The sequence below is a fragment of the Clostridium lapidicellarium genome (assembly GCF_041224415.1).
Taxonomy (GTDB): Bacteria; Bacillota; Clostridia; order Clostridiales; family Clostridiaceae; genus Clostridium_B; species Clostridium_B lapidicellarium.
Genome location: NZ_JBGFFE010000008.1, coordinates 20,029 through 44,472, shown reverse-complemented (window position 1 = coordinate 44,472; position 24,444 = coordinate 20,029). Strand labels below are relative to the sequence as shown.

The window sequence follows — 24,444 nt, the reverse complement described above, 5'->3', positions numbered from 1 at the left end:
TCCATAATTTTATTTATAGATCTCCCCAATAAATATTCATGTTAAATGCCTTTTAATCAGGTATATTTTTAATTATATTCTCCAGCTGCAGCACAACTTCATCTTTTGGATCCAGCTTCTTTGCTATTTCCAGATGTATTTTTGCATCCTTCAATTTTCCTGAATTCAAATAACACATTATAAGATTCGTGCATATTTCCACGGATTTAGTGGCTTCAAAAGCTTTTCTCAAATAAGCTATGGCGGTTTCATAATTCCCCAGAGAAGCATAATTAATTCCCATTTCATTTACAATTTCCACTATACTGCTATCTATATTCAACGCTTCATTCAGATAATAAATAGCCTTTTCGTAGTTCTCCAGCATCCTGTATGCAACAGCTATATAATAGTATAAAAGGGCATTGTCCCCCCATATGTCCAAAAGCGGTATTAAAAGTTTTAAAGCCTCAGTGGGATTGCCAGGATCACTCTCCAACAGCTCTTTACCTTTGTCATAGTTCACAATGGATATCATCCACTGCTTTAAATTTGTCACATCTGAAGTTTCCTCTCCACCCTTTTCTATATAGGTATTTATGCAAAATAATGCCCTTTCATAATCACCGTCTTCTTTTTTTAAAAGGGCTTCATAAAAATAAGGAAGCGCATAATTTTCCTTAAGTTCGGCCTTCTCTAGAATATTCATTTCTTCTTCTTTATATACATTGTCTTTTCTCCTGAGTTTATCCACCATAATTATGAGTTTATCATATAGTTCTACGGTATCTTCTAAAATAGACAGTCCTTTCAAATTTATATAGGCATCCTCATAGTTTTTTTCTTTAACATACCTTGCAACTACGCCTTTTATAAATTTGCCATTGCCTCTATGGCTGCCCAATATTATCTTATAATATTTACCAAATTTGAAATTTTCATCTGCCCCCAACACATAGTACATTCCTTCGACAAAATAACCCAGAGGTATATTCTCCATGTTTTTTTCAGATTTGACATCCTCTACAATATATTTGGAATTCACGGGCAAATATATATCCTGTGGAATTTTGACTTTAAATATTTTTTCTACATTTTCCCTGCTGATTTCCAGAAATAAAAATTCAGATAATTTTTCTGCAAAATATGATTTTATATCCATAAATTTCTATCACCTACAATACTCATCATCAATCCGCACTTTTAATTACATCCATGACATTTTTCTCAAGTGCTGTCATTTTGTTTCGAGAATTCTCCAAACTGTTTCCTATCACAGAGAGGTATATTTTTATTTTGGGCTCCGTTCCAGAAGGCCTTACCACGAACCACGATTTATCTTCCATAACAAATTTAAGTACATTTGACCTAGGTAACTTTATACTGCTTTCACTTATATTCATCAAGTCCTTCTTCACACCCAGTTTATAATCGAACTTTTCAACTATTTTCACGCCGCCGATGGTTCTTTTCATGGAATGTCTAAGGCAGTGCATTATGGTTTCAATTTTATCGTGTCCCTTTTTCCCTCTAAGTTCTATCGAAATAAGTTTCTCCCTGTAAAATCCATATTTTTTATACAGATCCATCAGGGCATCATAGAGGCTCTTGCCCTTCATCTTATAGTACAAAGTCATTTCACAAACCAAAGTAGATGCAATCACAGCATCCTTATCCCTTACAAAATCCCCGGCTAAATACCCATAGCTCTCTTCAAATCCAAATATAAACTTCCTATCTCCGTTTTTTTCAAACTCCTTTATCTTTTCTCCTATATATTTAAATCCGGTAAGCACATTTATAAGGCCCACTTTATAATTTCCTGCTATATCAGCCGCCATATCCGTAGTAACTATAGTTTTGACTATCTCCCCATTTTCAGGAAGCCTGTCAAATTCTTTCAAGGAAGACAGTATATAATCTGTCAAAAGTACTCCAACCTGATTACCCGTAAGTATTTTATATTCACCCTGAGAATTTTTTACCACTACGCCAAGTCTATCACAATCCGGATCCGTTCCAAATATTATATCCGGTTTTATATCCTCTGCCATATCCAGGGCAATGTGAAAAACTTTTGGATCCTCGGGATTGGGGTAAGCTGCAGTCGGGAAATTCCCATCCGGCTTTTCCTGTTCTTTAACCACAAATACATTTCTATATCCGAGTTCCCCTAAAGTTCTTCTAACCGGTATATTCCCAGTTCCATGGAGAGGCGTATATATAACTTTCAGATCTTCTGCATGTGAGCGTACAAATTCCTTCCTTATTACCAGATTCTTTACCTTTTCTATATAGGACGTATCTATTTCCTCTCCTATAATGTGGAGAAGGTTTCTGTCCACAGCTTCATCCATGCTGATATGTCTTACTTCTGAAAAACTCTTGATATCCTCTATACTTAAAAATATCTCATTTGCCCATGCATCCGTTATCTGGCCGCCATCTTCGCCATATACCTTATATCCATTATATTGCTTCGGATTATGAGATGCCGTTATTACAATGCCAGCTTTACATTTCAGCTTTCTCACTGCATAGGAAAGCATTGGTGTTGGATGAAGTGTTTTAAAAAGTTGGACTTCTATACCGTTGGCACATAAATTACATGCGGCAGTCTGTGCAAATTCTTTGGACATTATTCTGCAGTCATAAGCTATTGCCACGGAAATATCTCCTCTATACTTTTTTATGAGATACCTGGATAATCCTTCCGTGGCTTTTCCTACGGTATATATGTTCATTCTGTTTGTTCCCATTCCTATTATTCCCCTGAGACCGCCTGTGCCAAATTCTAAATCTTTATAAAATCTATCTTCTATTTCTTTTTCGTCGTCTATATTTTTTAATTCCGATTTTCCTTTCTCATCTATATAAGGTGAGTTTATCCAATATTCATATTTTTTTCTATAAATACTCATATTATTTTCCCCCTATATGCAATATTTGATAACTACTATTATACTATAAAACAAGATTAAAAGCACTTGAGCTTATAATTTTATATTTATATAAAAATACGGTTTAAAAGTTGAATTTATAGATCAATTAACATATAATTATATTAGTTTTTATTAATAACGTTCATCCCTTTAATTTCAAGAATTAGAGGGGTATTTTTATGAAGGAAGGTGCTTTATCAAGTTGTATAGATTAGATCAAAGTGAAACACCGCTGTTTGACGCACTGATGGAATACGTAAATAGGAAAACCATACCTTTTCATGTCCCGGGTCATAAAAAAGGTGTCGGAGCAGATCCAGAGTTTAAAAAATTTATGGGTGAAAATCCTTTTAAAATTGATGTCACCGTGTTTAAGCTGGTTGACAGCCTTCATCATCCCAATGGTCCTATAAAAAAAGCCCAGCAGCTCGCTGCTGATGCATACGGCTCTGATGCTGCCTTTTTCTCAATTCAAGGTACATCCGGAGCCATACAGGCCATGATAATGTCTGTAGTAACTTCTGGAGATAAACTGATAATTCCCAGAAACGTCCATAAATCAGTTACTGCCGGTATCATATTAAGTGGAGCGGTACCTGTTTACATGCAGCCTGCCCTGGATAAAAAAATAGGCATTGCACAGGGTGTCACACCTGAAACCGTAGAAAAAACATTAAGGGAAAATCCCGATGCAAAAGCAGTTCTTATAATAAATCCAACTTATTATGGAGTGGCTACAGATATAAAAAAGATTACAGATATTGTACATAGCTATGACATACCATTGATTGTAGATGAAGCCCACGGACCTCACCTTGCTTTTAACGACAACCTACCAATCTCATCTATACAAGCTGGCGCAGACATGTGTTCTCAAAGTACACATAAAATAATTGGCGCTCTGACTCAATGTTCCCTACTTCATGTAAAATCGAAATATATAGATGCAAAGAGAGTTCAACAGGTTTTATCACTGATTCAAACCACTTCACCTTCATATATCTTGATGGCTTCACTGGACTGTGCCAGAAGACAAATAGCCCTTCACGGAAAAGAGCTTTTGGATAAAGCTATCAGCCTTGCAAATTATGCCAGATATGAAATAAACAGCATTCCAGGTTTTTACTGCTTTGGAGAGGAAATAATCGGAAATGAAGGTGTGTTTTCCCTGGATCCCACTAAAATAACTATAACCTGCAGGGATTTGGGAATTACCGGCTATGACCTGGAGATGATTCTGTCAAACAAATACCACATCCAAATGGAACTGTCGGATATATACAATGTCCTGGCTGTGGGCTCCTTTGGTGACACAAGGGAAAACATGGATGCTCTCATCCATGCCTTAAGAGAAATAAGCAGTGAATACTACGGTAAAGGAACCAGAAAATCAGATTTTCTAGATATACCTGCGATACCAAAACAACTGATAATTCCCCGAACGGCTTTTAACTCTACAAAAGTTCCAGTAGCCTTAAAGGACAGTGTAGGTATGATAAGCGGTGAATTTCTAATGGCGTATCCACCTGGAATACCCGTACTTTGTCCCGGAGAGGAAATAACAAGAGAAATAGTAGATTATGTCCGGGAATTGAAAAGCACCGGTTTGTCCATTCAAGGTACGGAAGACCCCGAGGTTGAATATATAAAAGTCGTGAAATCAGATAATTCTAAGATCAATATATAGAGTACAATATTGTACTCTATATATAAATACAAGTTTCATAATAACCTTTTCATTTTGATTTACATTAAGAAACAACCGCTCCAAGAGCTATGGAATAAAGCTTCGACATAGCGCTATTTGTCCTGGACACCAACACTACAGGGCATTTGGCTCCAACTATGACTCCTGCATTTTTCGCACCTGCAAAATATGTCATGGATTTTCCAAGCAAATTGCCGGCTTCTATGTTGGGAACCAATAATATATCCACGTCACCTGCCACTTTGCTTACTATTTTCTTACGTTCTGCGGAAATTTTAGACACTGCCACATCCAGCGATATTGGTCCGTCAATTATACATCCTTTTATCTGACCCCTTCTATTCATTTGAGTCAGTACTGCCGCATCCAAAGTTGACTGCATATTTGTATTTACAACTTCCACCGCACATATGGGGGCAACTTTAGGCAGTGTTATCCCAAGTTTACTGGTTACAAAAATCGCGTTTTTCACTATTCCAATTTTTTCTTCCAAATTAGGATAAGTCAGCATTCCCCCGTCTGTCAGAAACAATAATTTATGATAAGCTGGTACTTCATAGATCATTACATGGGACAAAAGCTTGCTGCTTCTAAGCCCAGCTTCTTTGTTTAGAACAGCTTTTAGCATATCCGCCGTTTTAAGCATACCTTTCATTATAAATTGGGCTTTCCCCTCAGATACAAGCTTTACAGCCTCAGCCGCCGCTTTAAACGGATCTTTTTCATCTATTATTTCTATATTATCCCTGTGCAAACTTTCCCTTTTTAAAATATCAACTATATTTTCTTTATCCCCAACTAAAATGGCATTTACGATTCCAAGTTTTACCGCTTCCGTAACAGCTTTCAAAACCTCTACATCCTGAGCTACAGCTACAGAAAGTACCTTTTTAGTTTTTCCTGCAGCTATATCCAAAATCTCCTCTAATTTTTTCACCATTTTTATTTCTTCCTTTCCATATCCCCACAATTAAAAACACCAATTCTCCATTATCTGTTATACAATATTCTGCTGTCTATATCTTTTACAGACTTGCATCCCGTTAAAACCATAGCAGATTTCAATTCACTTTTTAAATTTTCAACATACAATTTTACTCCATCCCGCTGGCCCCCAAAAGATGCAGTTACAAAAGGTCTTCCTATAAGCACGGCATCTGCACCAAGCGCCAGCATTTTAAGTACATCTACACCGCTCCTAATTCCGCCATCTGCTAATATTGTAACCCTGCCCTTGACTGCTTTAGCTATATCCGGAAGGACATCTGCCACTCCCGGTGTCTGATCTAAAACCCTGCCGCCGTGATTTGAAACCACTATTGCACTAACTCCGGCTCTTACAGCAAGTTCTGCTTCATCGGCCGTCATTATACCCTTCAATATAAATGGGAGCTCGGTACTTTTAACAATTTCTTCTATCTCGTCTATTGTCTTAGGTCCTACAGGCTTTCCATGGATCGCCAAAGTTATAAGACCTGCTGCATCTATGTCCATACCTACGGCAAACACTCCCGCTTTTTCTGCAATTTTTATTTTACCTATAACATTTTCATTTTCCCAGGGTTTTATTACAGCTATCCCCCTGCCGCCATATTCCTTTAATTTTTGCAAGTTAGTTATCAAAAAAGAATCTACGGCAGTATCCCCTACTATGGGATATATTCCTCCATCCAGACATCCTCCTATAATCCAGGATATATATTCTTCTTCAGTAAACTTTCCCCCCATATTCAGAGTAGTTCCGGAAACCGGAGCTGCCAGCACAGGTATGTCCATCTTCTTTCCGAACAGTTCTACAGAAGTGTCCGGATTTTTGGCGTCGTGTATAACCCTCATATTCAACTTATATCTATTTAGTGCATTAAAATTTTCCTTGAAGGAATCTCCTGTTCCCTTTCCTCCCATACCTGGTACTTCACCGGCACAGGCATACCCGTTGCACACAGGACATACCCTGCAGCTTCCTCTTAAATTTTCACGTGCCTTTTTTAATACATCATCATAGTTCATAGCAAATAATATCATTAAATAATATATTAAATTCCAATTATTTAATGAATTCTCCCCCCTTTTTTGTAATTTATCCATAATATAAAATTTTACATAACAATTATATCATATTTGATTACTTTAACTCCACCACTGTAACACCTGTACCACCTTCACCATACTCTCCCAGCCTGTAGCTTTCTACATGGGAATGACGCTTGAGCATATCCGATATGGAATTTCTAAGTACCCCAGTACCTTTTCCATGTATTATAGTCACTTCCTTCAGGCCGCCTAAATAAGCATCATCTAAATATTTATCCGTTGTATAAATTGCTCCCAGGGAATCCATTCCCCTCACATCCAGGGAAGGAGAAACACTCCTCAAATTCAATTTTGCCTCTCTCTTAACTCTCTTTTTCCCATTGTCCGAGTTATCTTTACAAGCTCTTAAATCCTTTAATTTCACGGTTATTTTCATGATCCCAGCTTGAACCTGCAGTTCTCCTTTAGCATCAGGTTTAGTTAAGACCACCACTTTTTGATTTAAAGAAGGTATAAATACCTTCTGGCCCTCTTCAACCGAATTAAGTTTTTCTCCTTTTTCAGTCCTGCCTTTATACAGTTCCTCCTCAGTTTTTTCCAATTTATTTTTTAATTTTTTTCTATTTTCCTCCAATTCATGTCTTGCCGAAGAAGTATACCCGGCTTCTTCAAGTTCTCTCATATTCTTTAAAATTTTGTCCGCATCCTCTTTGGCCTGTTTCAATATTTCTTTTGCTTCCCTCTTTGCTTCAATTATGGATTTATCTCTTATATTCTGGAGCTTATCTGATTTCTGCTGATACTTTGATCTGATCTTATCCGCTTCATTTTTCAAAATTTCCGCTTCCCTGGCATAACTTTCAGCTTTTGCCCTTTTTTCCTGAAGGCTCTGGATTAAATCTTCAAACTCTAGAGCATCCCCAGTTATATTTTTTCTGGCATCTTCTATTATATATTGGGGTAGTCCAAGTCTTTTTGATATTTCAAAAGCATTTGACTTCCCCGGTATTCCTATCATAAGCCTATATGTAGGTTTCAAAGTCTCCACATCAAATTCCACTGAAGCATTTTCCACACCTTTACTTTTCAATGCATATATTTTCAATTCGCTGTAATGTGTTGTAGCTACTATCGTACACCCTCTATTTTTCAAATTTTCAAGTATGGATACCGCCAGAGCTGCACCCTCTGTGGGATCTGTACCTGCACCCAGTTCATCAAATAATACCAAAGACCTGTTATCCGATTTTTGAATTATATTAACTATATTAGTCATGTGGGATGAAAAAGTGGATAAATTCTGTTCAATACTCTGTTCATCCCCAATGTCGGCAAATATCTCAGTAAAAAAACCTATAGTTGAATTTTCTTTTGCAGGTATCATGAGACCGCTCAATGCCATAATATGTAAAAGTCCTATGGTCTTGAGAGCCACGGTCTTACCCCCCGTATTTGGTCCCGTTATAACCAGACAGTTGAAATCTCTGCCTATATGCATATCCATTGGCACTACTGCCTTTTTATCTATAAGAGGATGTTTGCCCTCTATTATATCAACCAGCCCATTTTCATTTACATTCGGTACGACTGCATTTAATTCACTTCCAAACTTAGCCTTTGCAAACACAAAATCCAATTCCCATATTATATCTGCATCAACTTCAACTGCATGTATATTTTCATATATCTCTCCTGATAATTCAGTCAATATCCTATCAACTTCTGCTTTTTCTTTCAATCTCAATTCTTTTATTTCATTATTTAAATTCACAAGCCCCATGGGTTCTATGTAAAGTGTGGCCCCACTTGCACTCTGATCATGAACAAGACCCGGTACCATGGCTTTATTTTCTGCTTTCACAGGCAGCACATATCTGTCTCCCCTCATAGTATACAAATTATCCTGCAGATAGGAAGAATAAGTCCTCACAAACGAGTTTACCCTGCTTCTTACAGAAGCATTCTTATTTTGTAGATCTCTTCTAATTTTGTATAATTGAGGGCTTGCCTTATCTGATATCTCCTCTTCGCTTTCTATGGACATAGAAATTTTATTTTCCAAATCTTTTAAGATTATAATATTTGAACATATATTTTCTATTATCTGGAAATGATTTTCATCTTCTCTAGTACTTATATACTTTTGAAATCTCCTTGCAGCTTTTAAGATGGCACCTATTTTCAAAATCTGCCCCGGCACCAGTACAAAGCCCTTTTGAGCCATTGCTATGCCCTTTCTTACATCATAGACACCTTCAAAAGGCGGATTGCCTTTAAATACCAGAAGACCCAGCGCCTCCTGAGTTTCTGCAAGATGTCGTTTGACCTCATAAACATTGTCATAGGGCTCAAGTTTATCTACCAAGTCCCTTGCCGCACCAGTATTTGCATATTCCTTCAGTTTTTCCTTTACTTTATAGAATTCCAATATTTTTAAAGATTTTTCATTCATTTAAATATATCTACCCCTTCAGTTAAAAAATGAATCTGTCAATATCGATTTACTTCACACCATTTTTATAGTGTCCCCGGGTAAAGCGGCTAAAATCACCTTCAAATACCTCTTTTTGAAAATATGACAGTATCTTTTTAGTTTCATCATAATCTTCATCAATAAAATCTGCCCTAAAACTGTCAATTCCCATATCTCTCAATTCCTTTACATTTGATATCAAATTAACAGGGACTGTATTGTATATATAGCTTCTGCAAAATCTATCTGTTCTCAACGCAAAACTTTTTTTCTTTCTGTCTAAAAGTGAAAAAGTTTCTTCTCTACAAACTCCGCTGCAGTTCCTAAAACTACATTTGTCTCCAACTGTACTTCCTATAACACAGTATTCACTTACCATAAGTTCTATCTTCCCATATATCAATAACTGTGTCTCAGTATTGCTTTTTTTTATAATATCCTCTATTTCATGCCTGTTCAATTCTACACTTAGACAATCTCCATTTGTAATTTTACCATAAAAATCTAGTGCTGGACTATTGGTTATATTTAATTTATAATCCCCTAAAATCCTCACTTTATTTTTAAATTCATTTATCATGCCTAAATTAGCCGTAACTATGCCTTCAATGCTGTCTAAATTTTCGTCTATAAATTTTTTTACACAGCTGAATTCTCCTCTTATTATATTGGGTATTTTGACATATATTTTTTTAGGCTCAAGACTTCCCAAATCAACTTTAATTTTTTCTCTTTGAAATGGATTTATACATATATACTGAAAATCCGATTCAAGCACCGCCCTCAACTGTTCATCGGTACTCACAAATATTATTTTAGAAGGTAATTTTTTATCGGCAAATCTATTTTTCACAACAGCCGGATGGTGAATTTCATCTTTCAAATTGCTATCTCTTCTGTTTTCAATTAATACATATTCTTTAATTTTCTTCAGGAGATCTCTTCTAACTTCATTTAAAGCAGATATGGGTAAAAAGCCATTTTCAAAACATTTAAATTCTATATTTTCAAATTCAAATATTTCTTTCCCCGTTTTATTTAAACTTTTGCATATTCTCTCCTTACTCAAAGGACATTTCAGCGCTTTTTCAACCTTCTTGCCTTCCACCTTAAAATCAATACCACCGTAACTAGTACATAATGCAATGGGCTTTTTTTGCTGAAACCGCACTATCAGAGACAATTTGAACTTTTTCAGAAGTGCATTTCTATAAATTCCCCGTAAATTCTTATTTTGAGAAAAATCAGAAGTCTTGTATACCGCATTTTCCCCATTCTCCCTGTATTTATAATCAGGGGAATTCAACTTTACACTTTCACCACCGTGGGCTTTCAGTACTTCTTTATTTCCTCTAAATATTTTTGAAACAGCAAAACCTTGATTTGCAATTTTCACACCATCACCTACAGATATATCTCCCGTTAGGGAAATCATCCTGCCATCCCTATTAACACGGCCTATTTTTATTCCAGTATTATTGGGAAAAGAATAAGACATCATATCTCTTCCAGTATTCCCAAAAAGATAGGCTTTTGAAAAACCTTCCCTGTTAAATAACTGCAAAAGATTTTTCTTGCTGTGATTTAGACAAGATATATTTTTCAACATTACAGGGTTTTTATAAAAATTATCTATCACATTTCTATACTCTTTTACTACCCCTGCAACATATTCAGGTCTTTTCATCCTGCCTTCAATTTTCAAAGAATATACACCAGTTTTAATTATATCTCCTATATTCTCAATAGTACACATATCCTTAGGGCTTAAAAGATATCCCTTTTTCCTGCTTTTACCTTTTGCATCTATTATCTCATAAGGCAGTCTGCAGGGTTGAGCACATCTTCCTCTATTTCCGCTTCTTCCCCCAATGATACTGCTCATAAGACACTGCCCCGAATAGCAAATGCAGAGTGCACCGTGTATGAATATTTCTGTTTCTATTCCAAGATTTTTGGATATATGCCCTATTTCCTTCAGGGAAAGTTCCCTTGAAAGCACTATTCTCTTAAATCCTCTCTTGTTTAAAAAAGTGGCAGTTTCTCCATTATGTACAGTCATCTGCGTAGACGCGTGTAATTCAAGGTTTGGAATCATCTCCTGCAAAACGGAAGACAGTCCTATATCTTGCACTATAAGAGCATCTACTCCCATATTATATAAAAGTTTTGCGTATCTATAAGCTTTATCCAGTTCTTTTTCTTTAATTATAGTATTTACAGTCACATACACTTTGGTATTGTTGAGATGACAATATTCTACTGCATTTTCCATATTTTTATCATCAAAATTCTGTGCATAAGCTCTTGCTGAAAATCTATTTCCTCCAAGATAAACGGCATCTGCCCCCGCTCCAATTGCAGCATACATGCTTTCCAGATTTCCCGCCGGGGCCAACAGTTCTATTTTTTTCATCAATTTTTTCCTCCATATAGATTATATAATAAATCAATATAATTGAAAATCATATATTATTTTATCTTTTTTATCTTTTTAACCAAATACCACTTAAAATTTGTAACAAAAAAGCAAAAAAATTTATATATTATAACTGAAACAATTTTAAATTATTATACAAGAGAATAGTACTCGAAAAGTGAGGAGGAAAATTTATGGCTTTTTATACGGCTTATCCGACAGATGATGTATATATATCTCAATTCTTTGCAAATCAAAATTTTGTTTCATCATCTGTTTTGTATACAGGAGAATATGTTCAATACAATAGATGCCCAGATAATTATAGAAGCCTATTAAAATTTGATATAACAAATGCGTTGCCTTCTGAAGTCACGATAACAAATGCGACTTTATTTCTTTATGTAAATCGAAAAGAACAATCCGATTGCCAGCATATGTGTCAGCAGGTGAATATTTATAATAATTTAAGTGATTTTGACGAAAGTTCAGTCACTTGGAACAATATGCCTAATATTTCCCTAACACCATATACCATAATGGTAACAGATGAAGATGTTTGCAATTATATACAGATAGATATTACAAGTCTAGTTATTAACTGGTATGAAAATACAGTTACAAATAATGGAATAACTCTGGTTAATTCAGAAGACATTATAAATACAATAATAGGTTATGACAGCAGTAGAGGTAATCACACTCCATATTTATTGATAAAAGATGATTGCTACCAGGATCCCTGTGAAGATCCCTGCCATCCAATATGTCCACCTATATGTCCAACGGGTCCTACANGGTTAATTCAGAAGACATTATAAATACAATAATAGGTTATGACAGCAGTAGAGGTAATCACACTCCATATTTATTGATAAAAGATGATTGCTACCAGGATCCCTGTGAAGATCCCTGCCATCCAATATGTCCACCTATATGTCCAACGGGTCCTACAGGACCTACTGGTGCAACGGGTACAACCGGACCTCAGGGAATTCAAGGTCCTACTGGTGCAACTGGCACTACCGGTCTACAAGGAATTCAAGGGCCAGCTGGTGCAACAGGTGCTACCGGATCTCAAGGTATCCAGGGACCGACTGGAGCAACAGGTGCCACTGGAGCGACAGGCTCTCAAGGTATTCAAGGTCCTACTGGAAACACCGGAGCTACTGGGTCGCAGGGAATTCAAGGACCAACTGGAGATACTGGACCTCAAGGTGTACAAGGTGCTACTGGAGCTACTGGTTCTCAAGGAACAATTGGTCCAACTGGACCTCAGGGTATTCAAGGAGTAACCGGTGCAACAGGTGCTACCGGGCCTCAAGGTGTACAAGGACCTACCGGTGCTACCGGAGCAACAGGGCCGACAGGAGCTACTGGCGCTGTTGGGCCTCAAGGAATTCAAGGACCAGCTGGTGCAACAGGTGCTACTGGATCTCAAGGTATTCAAGGACCAACTGGAGATACTGGACCTCAAGGTGTACAAGGTGCTACTGGAGCTACTGGTTCTCAAGGAACAAGTGGTCCAACTGGACCTCAAGGCATTCAAGGAGTATCCGGTGCAACAGGTGCTACTGGATCTCACGGTATTCAAGGACCACCTGGAGATACTGGACCTCAAGGTGTACAAGGTGCTACTGGAGCTACTGGTTCTCAAGGAACAATTGGTCCAACTGGACCTCAAGGCATTCAAGGAGTAACCGGTGCAACAGGTGCTACTGGATCTCAAGGTATCCAGGGACCGACTGGAGCACCAGGTGCCACTGGAGCTACTGGTTCTCCAGGAACAATTGGTCCAACAGGACCTCAGGGTATTCAAGGAGTACCCGGTGCTACTGGATCTCAAGGTAGCCAGGGACCGACTGGAGCACCAGGTGCCACTGGAGCTACTGGTTCTCCAGGAACAATTGGTCCAACAGGACCTCAGGGTATTCAAGGAGTACCCGGTGCTACTGGATCTCAAGGTATCCAGGGACCGACTGGAGCAACAGGCGCTACTGGACCTCAGGGAATTCAAGGTCCAACAGGAGATACTGGGCCTCAGGGTGTACAAGGTGCCACTGGGCCAACAGGTGCTACCGGACCGCAGGGCATTCAGGGACCTACTGGTGCAACGGGTACAACCGGACCTCAGGGAATTCAAGGTCCAACAGGAGATACTGGGCCTCAGGGTGTACAAGGTGCCACTGGGCCAACAGGTGCTACCGGACCGCAGGGCATTCAGGGACCTACTGGTGCAACGGGTACAACCGGACCTCAGGGAATTCAAGGGCCTACTGGTGCAACTGGCACTACCGGTCCACAAGGAATTCAAGGGCCAGCTGGTGCAACAGGTGCTACCGGGCCTCAAGGTGTACAAGGACCTACCGGTGCTACCGGAGCAACAGGGCCGACAGGAGCTACTGGCGCTACTGGTGGAGGCGGTGCTATAATTCCATTTGCATCAGGTCTTCCCACTTCATTAACAACCATTTTAGGCGGAACTTTAAGCAATGTAAGCCTTATTGGGTTTGGAAATGCAGCAGTTGGCGTTGACATTGAAAGCGGTGGCACTATTGATCTAACAGGAGCTGCAGATACCTTGCTTAATTTTGCACTTTCGGTTCCCCGCACAGGCACTATTACTTCAATATCTGCATACTTTAGCACCACGGCTTCATTAACCCTCATAGGATCAACCATAAGCATTACTGCACAGTTATATCAGTCGACCGCTCCAGATAATACCTTTACTCCTATTCCAGGTGCTTCTGTGACATTATCGCCAGCATTGACAAATATAATTTCAATTGGCTCAATCAGCAGTGGATCAATTTCAGGTCTTTCAATACCGGTAAATATAGGAACTCGTTTATTAATGGTGTTTTCAGCAGATGTAACATCTGGTGTTGATGTAGCAGCAATTATCGCAGGCTATGCAAGTGCAGGCGTCGATATTAATTAATCCAATTTCTTACTAAAAGGACTGCTGCATAATTGAATTATGCAGTAAGTTCTTTATAAAAATACCTTCTCAAACATAAGCCGTCATTTACTGCCTTAAAATTATATATCCTTCTACACGGATATCAAAGTACAAAATTCAAAACTCAATGAAATGAAAGAATGGAGATGATATATTGAAAGATCCCATAACTGTAAGTCTATGTATGATAGTAAAAAATGAAGAAAATACAATAAAACGATGTCTATCGTCAGTTAGAGATTTAGTTGATGAAATAATAATAGTAGACACCGGTTCTTCCGACAGCACGAAAGATATATGTAAAAATTTCACGGACAAAATATATGACTTTGAGTGGACAGACGATTTTTCATCGGCAAGAAATTTCTCGTTTAGCATGGCAACTGAGGACTATATACTGTGGCTTGACGCAGATGATATTTTGCTTCCCGAAGATATAAAGAAATTTAAAATCATGAAAGAGTCTTTTGATTCTTCTTTAGACTCTGTAACCATGAAATATAATGTTGGATTCGATGAATATGGGAACACCACCTTAAGCTATAGAAGAAACAGGCTAGTTAAGGCTTCTAGAAATTTTAAATGGGTGGGTTTTGTTCATGAATATCTAGAAGTACATGGCAATATCTTTAATTCCGACATTGCCGTAACACACAAGAAAATAAACTATAGTCCAAACCGCAATATACAAATGTATGAAAACAAATTAAAAAAAGGCATACATTTTTCCCTGAGAGACATTCTCTACTATGGAAATGAGCTCTACGATCATAAAAGATATAACATGGCTTTTCAGTATTATTCTAAATTTTTAAAATCAGACAAAGGATGGTCAGAAGATAAGATAAGAATATGCAGCAATATAAGCGATTACTGTTTATCAGTAAACAAATTTGAGAAGTCCAGAAAATATATATTTAAAAGTTTTGAGTATGACAATCCCAGGGCTGAGGGGTGCTGCAGAGTTGGATTTTCATTTCTAATGGAAAATAAATTACATCAAGCTGTATTCTGGTATGAGATGGCTTTAAAATTAGAGAAACCCAAAAACAGCCTGGGCTTTTTTAATGATGCTTACTGGACTTGGATTCCACATCTTCAGCTCTGCGTTTGTTATGACAAGCTCGGTAATCATAAATTAGCTTATTTTCATAATGAAATGGCCGGTAAATTCAGGCCCAATGACAAGCGAATACTGTTCAATAAAAAATATTTTCAAAATATAGGTATATATAAAATGTAAAACACAGCAGCAAATTTTATCATCTTCTTAGGCTGCCTGTTGAAATCCGACTTTTACTGATGATTTCAGTTTAGGCAGCATAAAATAATTTTATAAGGGAATTGAACTCAAGATCCTTTCCTAACTCCCCATACCAGATAAATTTTACTGTTTCTCCCGATGTTAAAAGTATAAATGTTGTAAATATCTACAACAGTACTATATCTCTTTAAAATATCAAGTCTGGAGTTAAACCACCTAACATGCCCTTTAAAGTAAAAATTAGGTACAGAAAATATAATATTCGAACCGGATCTGAGCTTCCATATCAGCTCCAAATCTCTATTCAAATGCTCCAATACCTCAAATAAAACGACTGTATTATAATCTTCCTTTATTATATCAGAAGTATAGGCATCATCCGCTTTAAATAAATTTCTGTATTTATCATTCCTTATTCTAGCTATTTTAATTGCTTCACTGCTAAAATCTATGCCCCTGTATTTCACTATGCCATTGTCAAATACAAGATTGGCAAATTGACCCGCACCACAGCCTATATCTATAATGCTGGCATCTTTTATCTTCCTTATAATCTCCATACTCCTGCTCCAAACAGGAAAATACCTTGTTCTGCTGTAGTGTTCAAAATAGGTTTCATTTAGACCTCCATTTCTGTATAACAAGTCATAGAATGAACTCCGTTTTTCCTCAAAATGAAAATTATCTTCGGGAAAATTAAAAATGACTTCATCAAATGTATTAGTTAAAATATCCGTAAGATGTTTTCTTCCATATTTTTTAATTTTATCAGTTACTTCTAAGGACTCTCTGCCACCGCTCTCCCAATTCTCAAAAGATTTTAATACATACTCCTTTATACCATCTGTATCACTGATTTCAAAATTTCTACCTCTCCGGGTTTCAAGAATCAATTTTTCAACCAAACTGTTCCTGGGAGATAAGGATATTATATGTCTACACAGCCTTAAATATTCGAAAACCTTGCCTGTATAAACTGATTTTAGTCTTGTACTGCCACCAATTATCAGCAGAAGCAAATCCGCCCTGCTGGCATTTTTCAAACTATTCACATGCGGCATATAACTCAAGATTTTTATTATCCCGTATATATCAATACTGACAATTTTATCTAGAATGTATCTTTCAACTTCTCCTACAATTTCTACACTTATTTTTTCTTTGGGTATCTTCTTTTCCTCTATCAACTGATTTACAGAAATTATAAAACAAGACGGATCTATTTCAAAATAAAGAGAGCCGTTGAAAATTATTGTAAATTTATCATTTCGCTTTTTATCATAGCCTTCTACACTTTCAAAATCATCTTCATCGTACCCGTTTGTAATGGTCATCACCTTATTTTCAGGTAAATGAAATTCATTTATATAATTTTCACTTGAAATTTCACTTACAGTCAGTACCTTATCCGAATATTTCAATATATTATCTTCCATTTTTCTCTGCATTTTATACAATATAGATTTCCTATCCAAATCGAAATAGGGATTGTTTGTCCATTCATCTCTAAAATCAGATATCCAGGGTTTTCTATACTTTTTCTTTAAATAATAACCTGCTATATGATCAGAATAGGGTCCGGAAGTTGAATAGATCAGATCTATGCCATCAAAATCAATGATATCTCCTATTTTATCTACAACTTCCATGGCCCAGGTAACATTTATATCAGTGACAAAAGCAAGTCTCTTAAAATTGTTTTGAAGTTTTAGTAACTGAAACTCATATTGTTCTGTCAGACGATCGTCCTTTACAATCCCCGCATAAAAATCTACAAAATCTTTATAATACCTTTCATCCGCACTTGCTTCTTTTATCCTAACAATCTGAATATCATCCGGAATTTCACAGAGCAATGTATTGTCTTTAGGCATAAACTCACAATACAATACCGTAACAACTATGGGTTCATAATTGAATTTTCTCAAATATTTTACAAATTTCAAGGTTCTCTGAACCCCTGAACCCCCTATGGGCGGGAATATATATGCAATAATTAAAACTTTTTTTCTCCTCTTATAATCTTCTATTTTCTTTAAATTTTCATACTTGGCAATTTTTAATTTGACTGCACTAAGCATTTCATCTTTAGAAATGCAACCTATTTTTTTGTATAAAACATAAGCATTTATAAGTTTACCCTGGATCTCATATAATCCGGCCATAACATACAGCAAATTTACATTTAACGGATCTGACTCCAACCCTTTGCAGAGTACGCTGTAGATTTTATCTAAATTATTTTCCATATTTTCACCTTACAATATATGATTTAATCTAAGTATTTTAAGCACACTGCATACTCTTTCATCCCAGCTGTTGTCAAATGCAAATTTTTCTCTCAATAAAGACAATTTTTCATTGTCTTCATCAACCGATTTAATTATATTTTCCATAAAATCATATTTTCCACCTGATATATAACAGAGATCTTTTACTTTCACAACCTCTTCTATAGCAGTACTGACTACCGGTTTCCCCAAAGACATATATTCATACAATTTTATGGGATTACAGGAATTTGTCATTTCATTTACTTTAAACGGTATGATGCAGCAGCTGAAATTATTGATATAATAGGGAAGCTCTTCATATCTCTTTTCCCCTAAAAAATATACATTGCCGTTCAAGTTTATGTTTATTTTCCCACATTTGGCTCCTACAAACACAAAATTATAGGTGTTGTTTGACGATATATATCTCACTAAATTCCAATCTATCCAGGTTGCTATAGCTCCTGCATATCCTACAATCTTTCTATTTCGGGGAATATCTTCCGGAATCTTGTTTCTACCCGGGGAAAAATTATCTATATCCAATCCGTTTTTAATTGCATAGACATAACTGTGCCTTGAAAAAAACTTTCGGTAAAGCCTGTCCGATGCTGTAAATACTATATCTGCCGCATTTAACATATCTTCTATATATAAGCTCCAGGTTTCAAATTCACAGGAACAGTCATCTACTACATCGTATACTATATAATCATAGATCATACTGTTTATTCTAGTTATTTGCTCCGGTGAAGAACACCACAATATTATAGGTCTGCTTAATTTTTCATAATTGATATTATATTTTTTACCGATCTCATATAAATTGTCATTTATTTTTATAAGGTATTTTTTATTTATATTATCTGTATAATAAACAGTATATCCTACTTCACTCAACTTTTTCATTATCTGCTGGGGTCTCTGGTACATCCTGTTATAAGGGATCGTAGGCATTTGGATAAAAGTGGCCATTTTACGTATCCTCCCGCTTTATATCAATCTGCAATACATTTATAACTTTCAAATAAGGGACTTATACAATTTCTCCAGTTATAATTTTCAATTACATGGTTTTTCAGTTCTTTATGTTTTTTAATTTTAAGGCAGTCAATTATAGCTTCTCTTATACTGTGTTCATCATATGGATTGCAGTAAACGCACATGTCTCCAAAATACTCCCTTGCACTTCCCTCTACAGTTGAAACTATATTACAGCCTACAGCGGCTGCCTCTAAAGAAGATAAGCCCGGCGTTTCCACAAAGCTCGGCAGCACATGGATTCCTGCATATTTATAGGCACTGTATAAACTATATTCATCCATAAAGCCCAAATATCTCACATTTTTATAGGACATGCATCTGTTAAAATAACTTATGTCGTTTATACTTCCTATAAGTACTAACTGCAGTTTCAATTCGCTGCATATTTTACTCAAGACAAATTGATTTTTCCTGCTGCATATTCTTGCCACACAAAGTACATAATCCCTTAATCCATATTTTTTCTTAAAATTATATGAAGTTTTATGATTGGTTTCCACACCATTATAAATTACCCTGTAGGGAATATCTATTTTAAAATCCTTCCGGATCTGATCATTTTCCAATTCACTATTGGGATATATTAATTTACACCCTTTCAATATTTCTTTTCTATGTGTATCCAGTTTATCCCATAAAAATAAATTTCTTTCATCTCCTGTATAACTATAATATTTCTTTAGATTCCAGTATATGGGTGACAGCACTACAGGTTTGTCATAGACTTTAGCTCTCCTATAGTATTCATAAGTTTCTTCAACCCTGGTTAAATTAAAAAGATGTATTATGTCATAGGGAGAATAATCACGCACAGAACCTGTATTTATATCAATTTCTAATCCCTTTTCTCTTAAATACTGGGCCGTCTTGATAAGCTGTACAGAATCCCCTGCAAAATCTCTAAAACAGTCCCCCCTAATGCAAAATAAAATTTTCATAACAAATAAATCCTTCCAGACAAGTTATCTCTCAACTTATTATATGCATATCTTGCTCATCGGATATAAAAAAAATTCGAACTAATATTATTATCAGTTCGAACTCTATCTTGTCCCTTTATTTAAAAGAGGATTTTTCTGTTTTTTTTCTTTTGCTAAATTTATTTGATTTTCTATTAATTTGTGCTGAAGATCTATTATCTTATACTTCTCGGATTGGATTTGAAATTTCAGTTCCTTATTTTCCTCTACAATTTTTGTATTTTCCTTTACATATTTCTGGGTGGTTTCCTTTATTATTTCTATTTCCTCCTGGAGTTTTTCAATTTGTTTGTCCTTTTCCTTCAACTGGCCGCTGTTTTGAATTTTTTTTAATTTTTCTTTAAGCTCTTCATTGAGCTCTTCCGTATATTTAAGCTGTTTTTTTAAAGAATTAAGCTGATCTTCATAAACCTTCTCAACTTTTTTTAGCTCTCCCACCTGCTTTGACAGATCAGCATTTTGATCCTTAACCTTCAGCATATCATCCGCCACATTAAGAGCAGATAGAATAGCTGCTGAGGAAGTGCTTAATTTACTATTATTTTCTAATATGTTTTTTACCTTTTTGTCCACATAACTGGCTACTTTATGTAAATATTCCTCTTGCTCGTCGCCCTTTAAATTATATTCAATTCCATTTATAAACACCGTAACTACATTCATTTATTAAACACCCTCTCAGATCCATCCTGTTTCTCCCTATTCTCTATAAGAATATTTTATCACAAATACTGTATATGTTAAATATTATATTCAAGTTTAAATATTCATCAAGTGATTCCAAGGTCCAGAGAAGTTTACAGCTGAACCTCAGAATAACTTACATTTATCTGAGTTGTGCTCCAAACTTATGTTCCAATGCCTTCAATACCTTATCGTGAACTTTATTTACTTCTTTATCTGTGAGGGTCTTATTTTCAAGCCTGTAGGATATGGAATAGGCTACACTCTTTTTCCCTTTTGCAACCTGCTTGCCTTTATATACATCAAATAGCTTTACGCTCTCTATCATACTTCCTCCCTGTTTCTTTATAACGTCTTCTATTTCCTTTACCAAAATATCTTCATCCACCAGTATTGCCAGATCTCTCGTAACTGCTGGGAATTTAGGGAGCGGTTTATATTCCTTTTTCCTGTTTGCATATTTATAGAGCACATCCAAATTCAATTCAGCCACATAACATTTTTCATCGATCCTGTAATTATCCAATACACCGGGATGAATTTCACCCAATATACCTGCAAAATCCCTCTTTATATACAGTGATGCAGTTTTCCCCGGATGAAAAGTCAGATTATCGCTTTCCCTTTCAAAAGAAAATCTTTCTATATTCAATGCTTCCAATATATTTTCAACTACACCCTTTAAACTAAAGTAATTCACCTTGCCGTACATACCGATAGTTATGATATTTTTTTCCTGGGGCAGTTTGTTTATATCTCCCTCCGGTATATACACTTTACCTATTTCAAATAATCTGGCCAGTTCATTTTTTCTGGAATAATTTCTGCTTAAAGATTCCATCATGGAGGGAATTGTGGTTGTTCTCATTATACTGTAATCCTCTCCCAATGGATTTTTTATAGCCACTGCATTTCTAAGGATGCTGTCTTCCGGTAAAAGTATCTCATCGAAAGCCTTTCTGCTAATAAAGGAATAACTTATAGACTGATTTAACCCGCTGGATGTAAGTGTACTCAATATCTTATCATCTAATTTCTGTTTTGGATTTTTTCCTCCTCTGGTACTTACACTTTTTATTACAGTAGAAGGTATGGCATCATATCCGTACATTCGTGCTACCTCTTCGGCAATATCTTCCTTTATCTTTATATCCCTCCTTCTAAAGGTAGGTATATATATCTTTAGAATTTCACCTTCAGCCTGAGTATTCAATTCAAGTTTGTTCAAACAATTGGCCATTTCATCTTCAGGTATTTCAGTACCCAAAAAGCTATTTATCCAATTGTAATTCACTTTCAAAATGCCGGGTTCAATTTTTTCACCATATATGTCAATAGTTCCCTTCATAACTTTACCTGCATTCAATTTTTCTACTAAATAGCAAGCTCTGTCTACGGCCATTTCAGCTAAATTGGGATCGAGATCTTTTTCAAATCTGGATGAAGCTTCTGTTCTGATTCCCAGATTTTGAGAGGAAACTCTTACATTGGTCCCATTGAAATTAGCACTTTCAAATACTATAGACGAAGTATCGCTCCTGACTTCCGAATCAAGTCCCCCCATTATTCCTGCAATACCTATGGTTCTATCTCCATCTCTTATGGTAAGCATATTTTCATCCAGCAATCTTTTTTCATTGTCCAGAGTGATAAATTCTTCTTTGCCTTTTGATCTTTCAACCACTATTTTATTGGACCTCACATATCTCATATCATAAGCGTGCATTGGCTGGCCCGTTTCAAGCATAACAAAATTGGTTATATCAACCATATTATTTATGGGTCTGACTCCTGCCTCCAAAAGCCTTTCCTGCATCCATTGGGGAGAATCTTCTATCTTTACATCTTCCACTCCTCTGGCCATATACCTCCTGCAGAGTTTATCTTTCACTTCAACCTTCAATTTATCATTTATGTACTTATCTGAAGATGCAGTATATTTACATGGAGGCATTTTATAATTTTCATTTAAAGTTGCCGCAGTTTCCCTGGCCATTCCTATGATACTGAGACAATCGGGCCTGTTGGAAGTTATCTCAAAATCCAATATGGTGTTTGTCATATTCAATATATCCTTTATATCCCTGCCAACAGGAGTGTCTGAAGGTAAAATCATAAGTCCATACACTGGCTTATCACCGGCAATCCCCAGCTCTTCTTCAGAACAAAACATACCGTTTGACATGATTCCCCTCAATTTCCCCTTCTTTATTTTCACACCTCCGTGAATTACAGAACCATGAAGTGCAACAGGAACTACATCATTTTCCTTCATATTAGTGGCAGCTGTTATGATTTGAAGCAGTTCATCCTTTCCTATATTTACCTGACATATTACCAATTTATCTGCATTAGGGTGCTTTTCTATCTTCATTATTTTCCCTGTAACTACATTTTTAATCTCGTCACCAGTTGTAATCACTTCTTCTACCTTCGAACCGCTCAAAGTCAATTTATCTGCCAATTCTTTTCCTGTAATATCTACATTCACATAATCTTTCAACCAATTTACCGGAACTTTCATAAAAAGATCTCCCTTCCATTTATTTTATTGTTTAAATTAAAACTGATTTAAAAATCTCATGTCACTTTCATACATATTTCTTATATCATCTATGCCGTATTTCATCATAACCATCCTATCAACACCCATTCCAAAAGCAAATCCACTGTAAACCTCTGGATCTATATTGCAATTTCTAAGCACCTGGGGATGAACCATACCACACCCCAAAAGTTCTATCCATCCTTCTCCCTTACATACCCTGCAGCCTTTGCCGTTGCATACAAAACAGGTGGCATCCATTTCTGCAGAGGGTTCTGTAAAAGGAAAATGATGTGGCCTGAATTTTGTCTTCATGTTTTCTCCAAACATCCTCTTGGCAAATAATTCCAAAGTCCCCTTTAAGTTTGCAAAAGTTATACCCCTATCTACTACAAGGCCTTCCATCTGGTAAAATATAGGCGAATGAGTGGCATCCACTGAATCCGCGCGGTAAACCTTCCCCGGAGATATCATCTTTATGGGTGGTTTCTGTTTTTCCATAGTTCTTATCTGTATAGGCGACGTCTGAGTTCTAAGTACTACATCGTCGTTTATGTAAAACGTATCCTGCTCTCCTCTAGCCGGATGATTTTTAGGTATATTCAATGCCTCAAAATTATAATAGTCCTTTTCAATTTCAGGTCCCTCTTCTATAGTAAATCCCATGGAGATGAATATTTCCTTCATATCTTCCAGAACCTGTTCAAGTGGATGGCATTTCCCGATATTTTGTCTTATGCCGGGCATTGTTATATCGATTGTTTCACTTTTGAGTTTTTCCTCCGTCTTAAGTTTCTTTACCTTTTTTGATTCTTCCTCTATGGCATTTTCCAGAATTGATCTTATTTGATTGGCAAGCTTTCCAACTACAGGTCTCTCTTCCGGGGAAAGGTTTCTCATTCCTCTCAGTATCTTAGTCAATTCACCTTTTTTACCCAGATATTTGACTCTTATATCCTCTATGCTGAAGCTGTTTTCCCTGTTCTTTAATTCTTTAAGAGCATCTTCCTTAATCTTCTCCAATTTTTCTCTAATCATATTAAATTCTCTCCTTCCCAGCTTTAAATTTAAATAAAAAAAATTCATCCCACAAGGGACGAATTTCTGCATTCCGCGTTACCACCCAAATTAATA

16 protein-coding genes and 1 other annotated feature (1 of these 17 only partly in view) are annotated in these 24,444 nt (G+C 36.3%); of the genes, 4 read left to right on the top strand and 12 right to left on the bottom strand.

Annotation, left to right across the window (positions count from 1 at the left end; translation table 11 throughout):
* Window positions 1–52: 52 nt before the first annotated feature.
* Window positions 53–1,141 carry a tetratricopeptide repeat protein gene (locus tag AB8S09_RS07460; RefSeq protein ID WP_294182142.1) on the bottom strand — a complete coding sequence of 363 codons (1,089 nt, stop codon included), beginning with the start codon at window positions 1,139–1,141 and terminating at the stop codon, window positions 53–55.
* A gap of 28 nt (window positions 1,142–1,169) precedes the next feature.
* Window positions 1,170–2,900 carry a phospho-sugar mutase gene (locus AB8S09_RS07455; RefSeq protein ID WP_294182141.1) on the bottom strand — a complete coding sequence of 577 codons (1,731 nt, stop codon included), beginning with the start codon at window positions 2,898–2,900 and terminating at the stop codon, window positions 1,170–1,172.
* Window positions 2,901–3,123: 223 nt separating this feature from the next.
* Here AB8S09_RS07455 and AB8S09_RS07450 point away from each other — a divergent pair, with 223 nt between their 5' ends.
* The gene (locus AB8S09_RS07450; RefSeq protein ID WP_294182140.1) at window positions 3,124–4,608 is read left to right on the top strand and encodes an aminotransferase class I/II-fold pyridoxal phosphate-dependent enzyme; all 1,485 of its coding nucleotides are present in this window, start codon (window positions 3,124–3,126) and stop codon (window positions 4,606–4,608) included.
* Between the two features lie 64 nt (window positions 4,609–4,672).
* On the opposite strand, the gene AB8S09_RS07445 is transcribed toward AB8S09_RS07450, so the two are convergent.
* From AB8S09_RS07445 to AB8S09_RS07430, 4 genes are all read right to left on the bottom strand, one after another.
* Complete coding sequence (locus AB8S09_RS07445) at window positions 4,673–5,569, bottom strand: bifunctional enoyl-CoA hydratase/phosphate acetyltransferase (protein ID WP_294182139.1); 897 nt, start codon at window positions 5,567–5,569, stop codon at window positions 4,673–4,675.
* Window positions 5,570–5,619: 50 nt separating this feature from the next.
* A complete protein-coding gene (locus AB8S09_RS07440) occupies window positions 5,620–6,639 on the bottom strand; it encodes an alpha-hydroxy-acid oxidizing protein (RefSeq protein ID WP_294182192.1) in 1,020 nt (339 codons plus the stop codon).
* Window positions 6,640–6,754: 115 nt separating this feature from the next.
* The gene (locus tag AB8S09_RS07435; protein WP_294182138.1) at window positions 6,755–9,115 is read right to left on the bottom strand and encodes an endonuclease MutS2; all 2,361 of its coding nucleotides are present in this window, start codon (window positions 9,113–9,115) and stop codon (window positions 6,755–6,757) included.
* A 49-nt stretch (window positions 9,116–9,164) separates the two neighbouring features.
* Complete coding sequence (locus tag AB8S09_RS07430) at window positions 9,165–11,552, bottom strand: U32 family peptidase (protein ID WP_294182137.1); 2,388 nt, start codon at window positions 11,550–11,552, stop codon at window positions 9,165–9,167.
* A 197-nt stretch (window positions 11,553–11,749) separates the two neighbouring features.
* Between AB8S09_RS07430 and AB8S09_RS07425 the strand changes: the two genes are divergently transcribed.
* From AB8S09_RS07425 to AB8S09_RS07415, 3 genes are all read left to right on the top strand, one after another.
* Window positions 11,750–12,376, top strand: coding sequence for a DNRLRE domain-containing protein (locus AB8S09_RS07425; RefSeq protein WP_369868836.1), 627 nt, complete (start codon window positions 11,750–11,752; stop codon window positions 12,374–12,376).
* A gap of 50 nt (window positions 12,377–12,426) precedes the next feature.
* On the top strand, window positions 12,427–14,499 hold the full coding sequence (locus AB8S09_RS07420; protein WP_440132415.1) for an exosporium glycoprotein BclB-related protein: 2,073 nt from the start codon (window positions 12,427–12,429) through the stop codon (window positions 14,497–14,499).
* A 205-nt stretch (window positions 14,500–14,704) separates the two neighbouring features.
* A complete protein-coding gene (locus AB8S09_RS07415) occupies window positions 14,705–15,763 on the top strand; it encodes a glycosyltransferase (protein ID WP_369868864.1) in 1,059 nt (352 codons plus the stop codon).
* A gap of 107 nt (window positions 15,764–15,870) precedes the next feature.
* On the opposite strand, the gene AB8S09_RS07410 is transcribed toward AB8S09_RS07415, so the two are convergent.
* The 6 genes from AB8S09_RS07410 to pheS form a co-directional block, all read right to left on the bottom strand.
* Window positions 15,871–18,033: a methyltransferase domain-containing protein gene (locus AB8S09_RS07410; protein WP_294182135.1), complete on the bottom strand. Its 2,163-nt coding sequence runs from the start codon at window positions 18,031–18,033 to the stop codon at window positions 15,871–15,873.
* Window positions 18,034–18,042: 9 nt separating this feature from the next.
* The gene (locus AB8S09_RS07405) at window positions 18,043–19,032 is read right to left on the bottom strand and encodes a glycosyltransferase (protein ID WP_294182134.1); all 990 of its coding nucleotides are present in this window, start codon (window positions 19,030–19,032) and stop codon (window positions 18,043–18,045) included.
* Window positions 19,033–19,055: 23 nt separating this feature from the next.
* Entirely contained in the window at window positions 19,056–20,039 is a 984-nt protein-coding gene (locus AB8S09_RS07400; RefSeq protein ID WP_294182133.1) for a glycosyltransferase family 4 protein, read from the bottom strand.
* 105 nt (window positions 20,040–20,144) lie between these two features.
* Window positions 20,145–20,744: a cell division protein ZapA gene (locus AB8S09_RS07395; RefSeq protein ID WP_294182132.1), complete on the bottom strand. Its 600-nt coding sequence runs from the start codon at window positions 20,742–20,744 to the stop codon at window positions 20,145–20,147.
* Between the two features lie 163 nt (window positions 20,745–20,907).
* Window positions 20,908–23,289, bottom strand: coding sequence for a phenylalanine--tRNA ligase subunit beta (gene pheT, locus AB8S09_RS07390; protein WP_294182131.1), 2,382 nt, complete (start codon window positions 23,287–23,289; stop codon window positions 20,908–20,910).
* A 36-nt stretch (window positions 23,290–23,325) separates the two neighbouring features.
* The gene (gene pheS / locus AB8S09_RS07385; protein ID WP_294182190.1) at window positions 23,326–24,345 is read right to left on the bottom strand and encodes a phenylalanine--tRNA ligase subunit alpha; all 1,020 of its coding nucleotides are present in this window, start codon (window positions 24,343–24,345) and stop codon (window positions 23,326–23,328) included.
* A 54-nt stretch (window positions 24,346–24,399) separates the two neighbouring features.
* Window positions 24,400–24,444: a binding site (T-box leader), on the bottom strand (it continues 179 nt past the right edge of the window).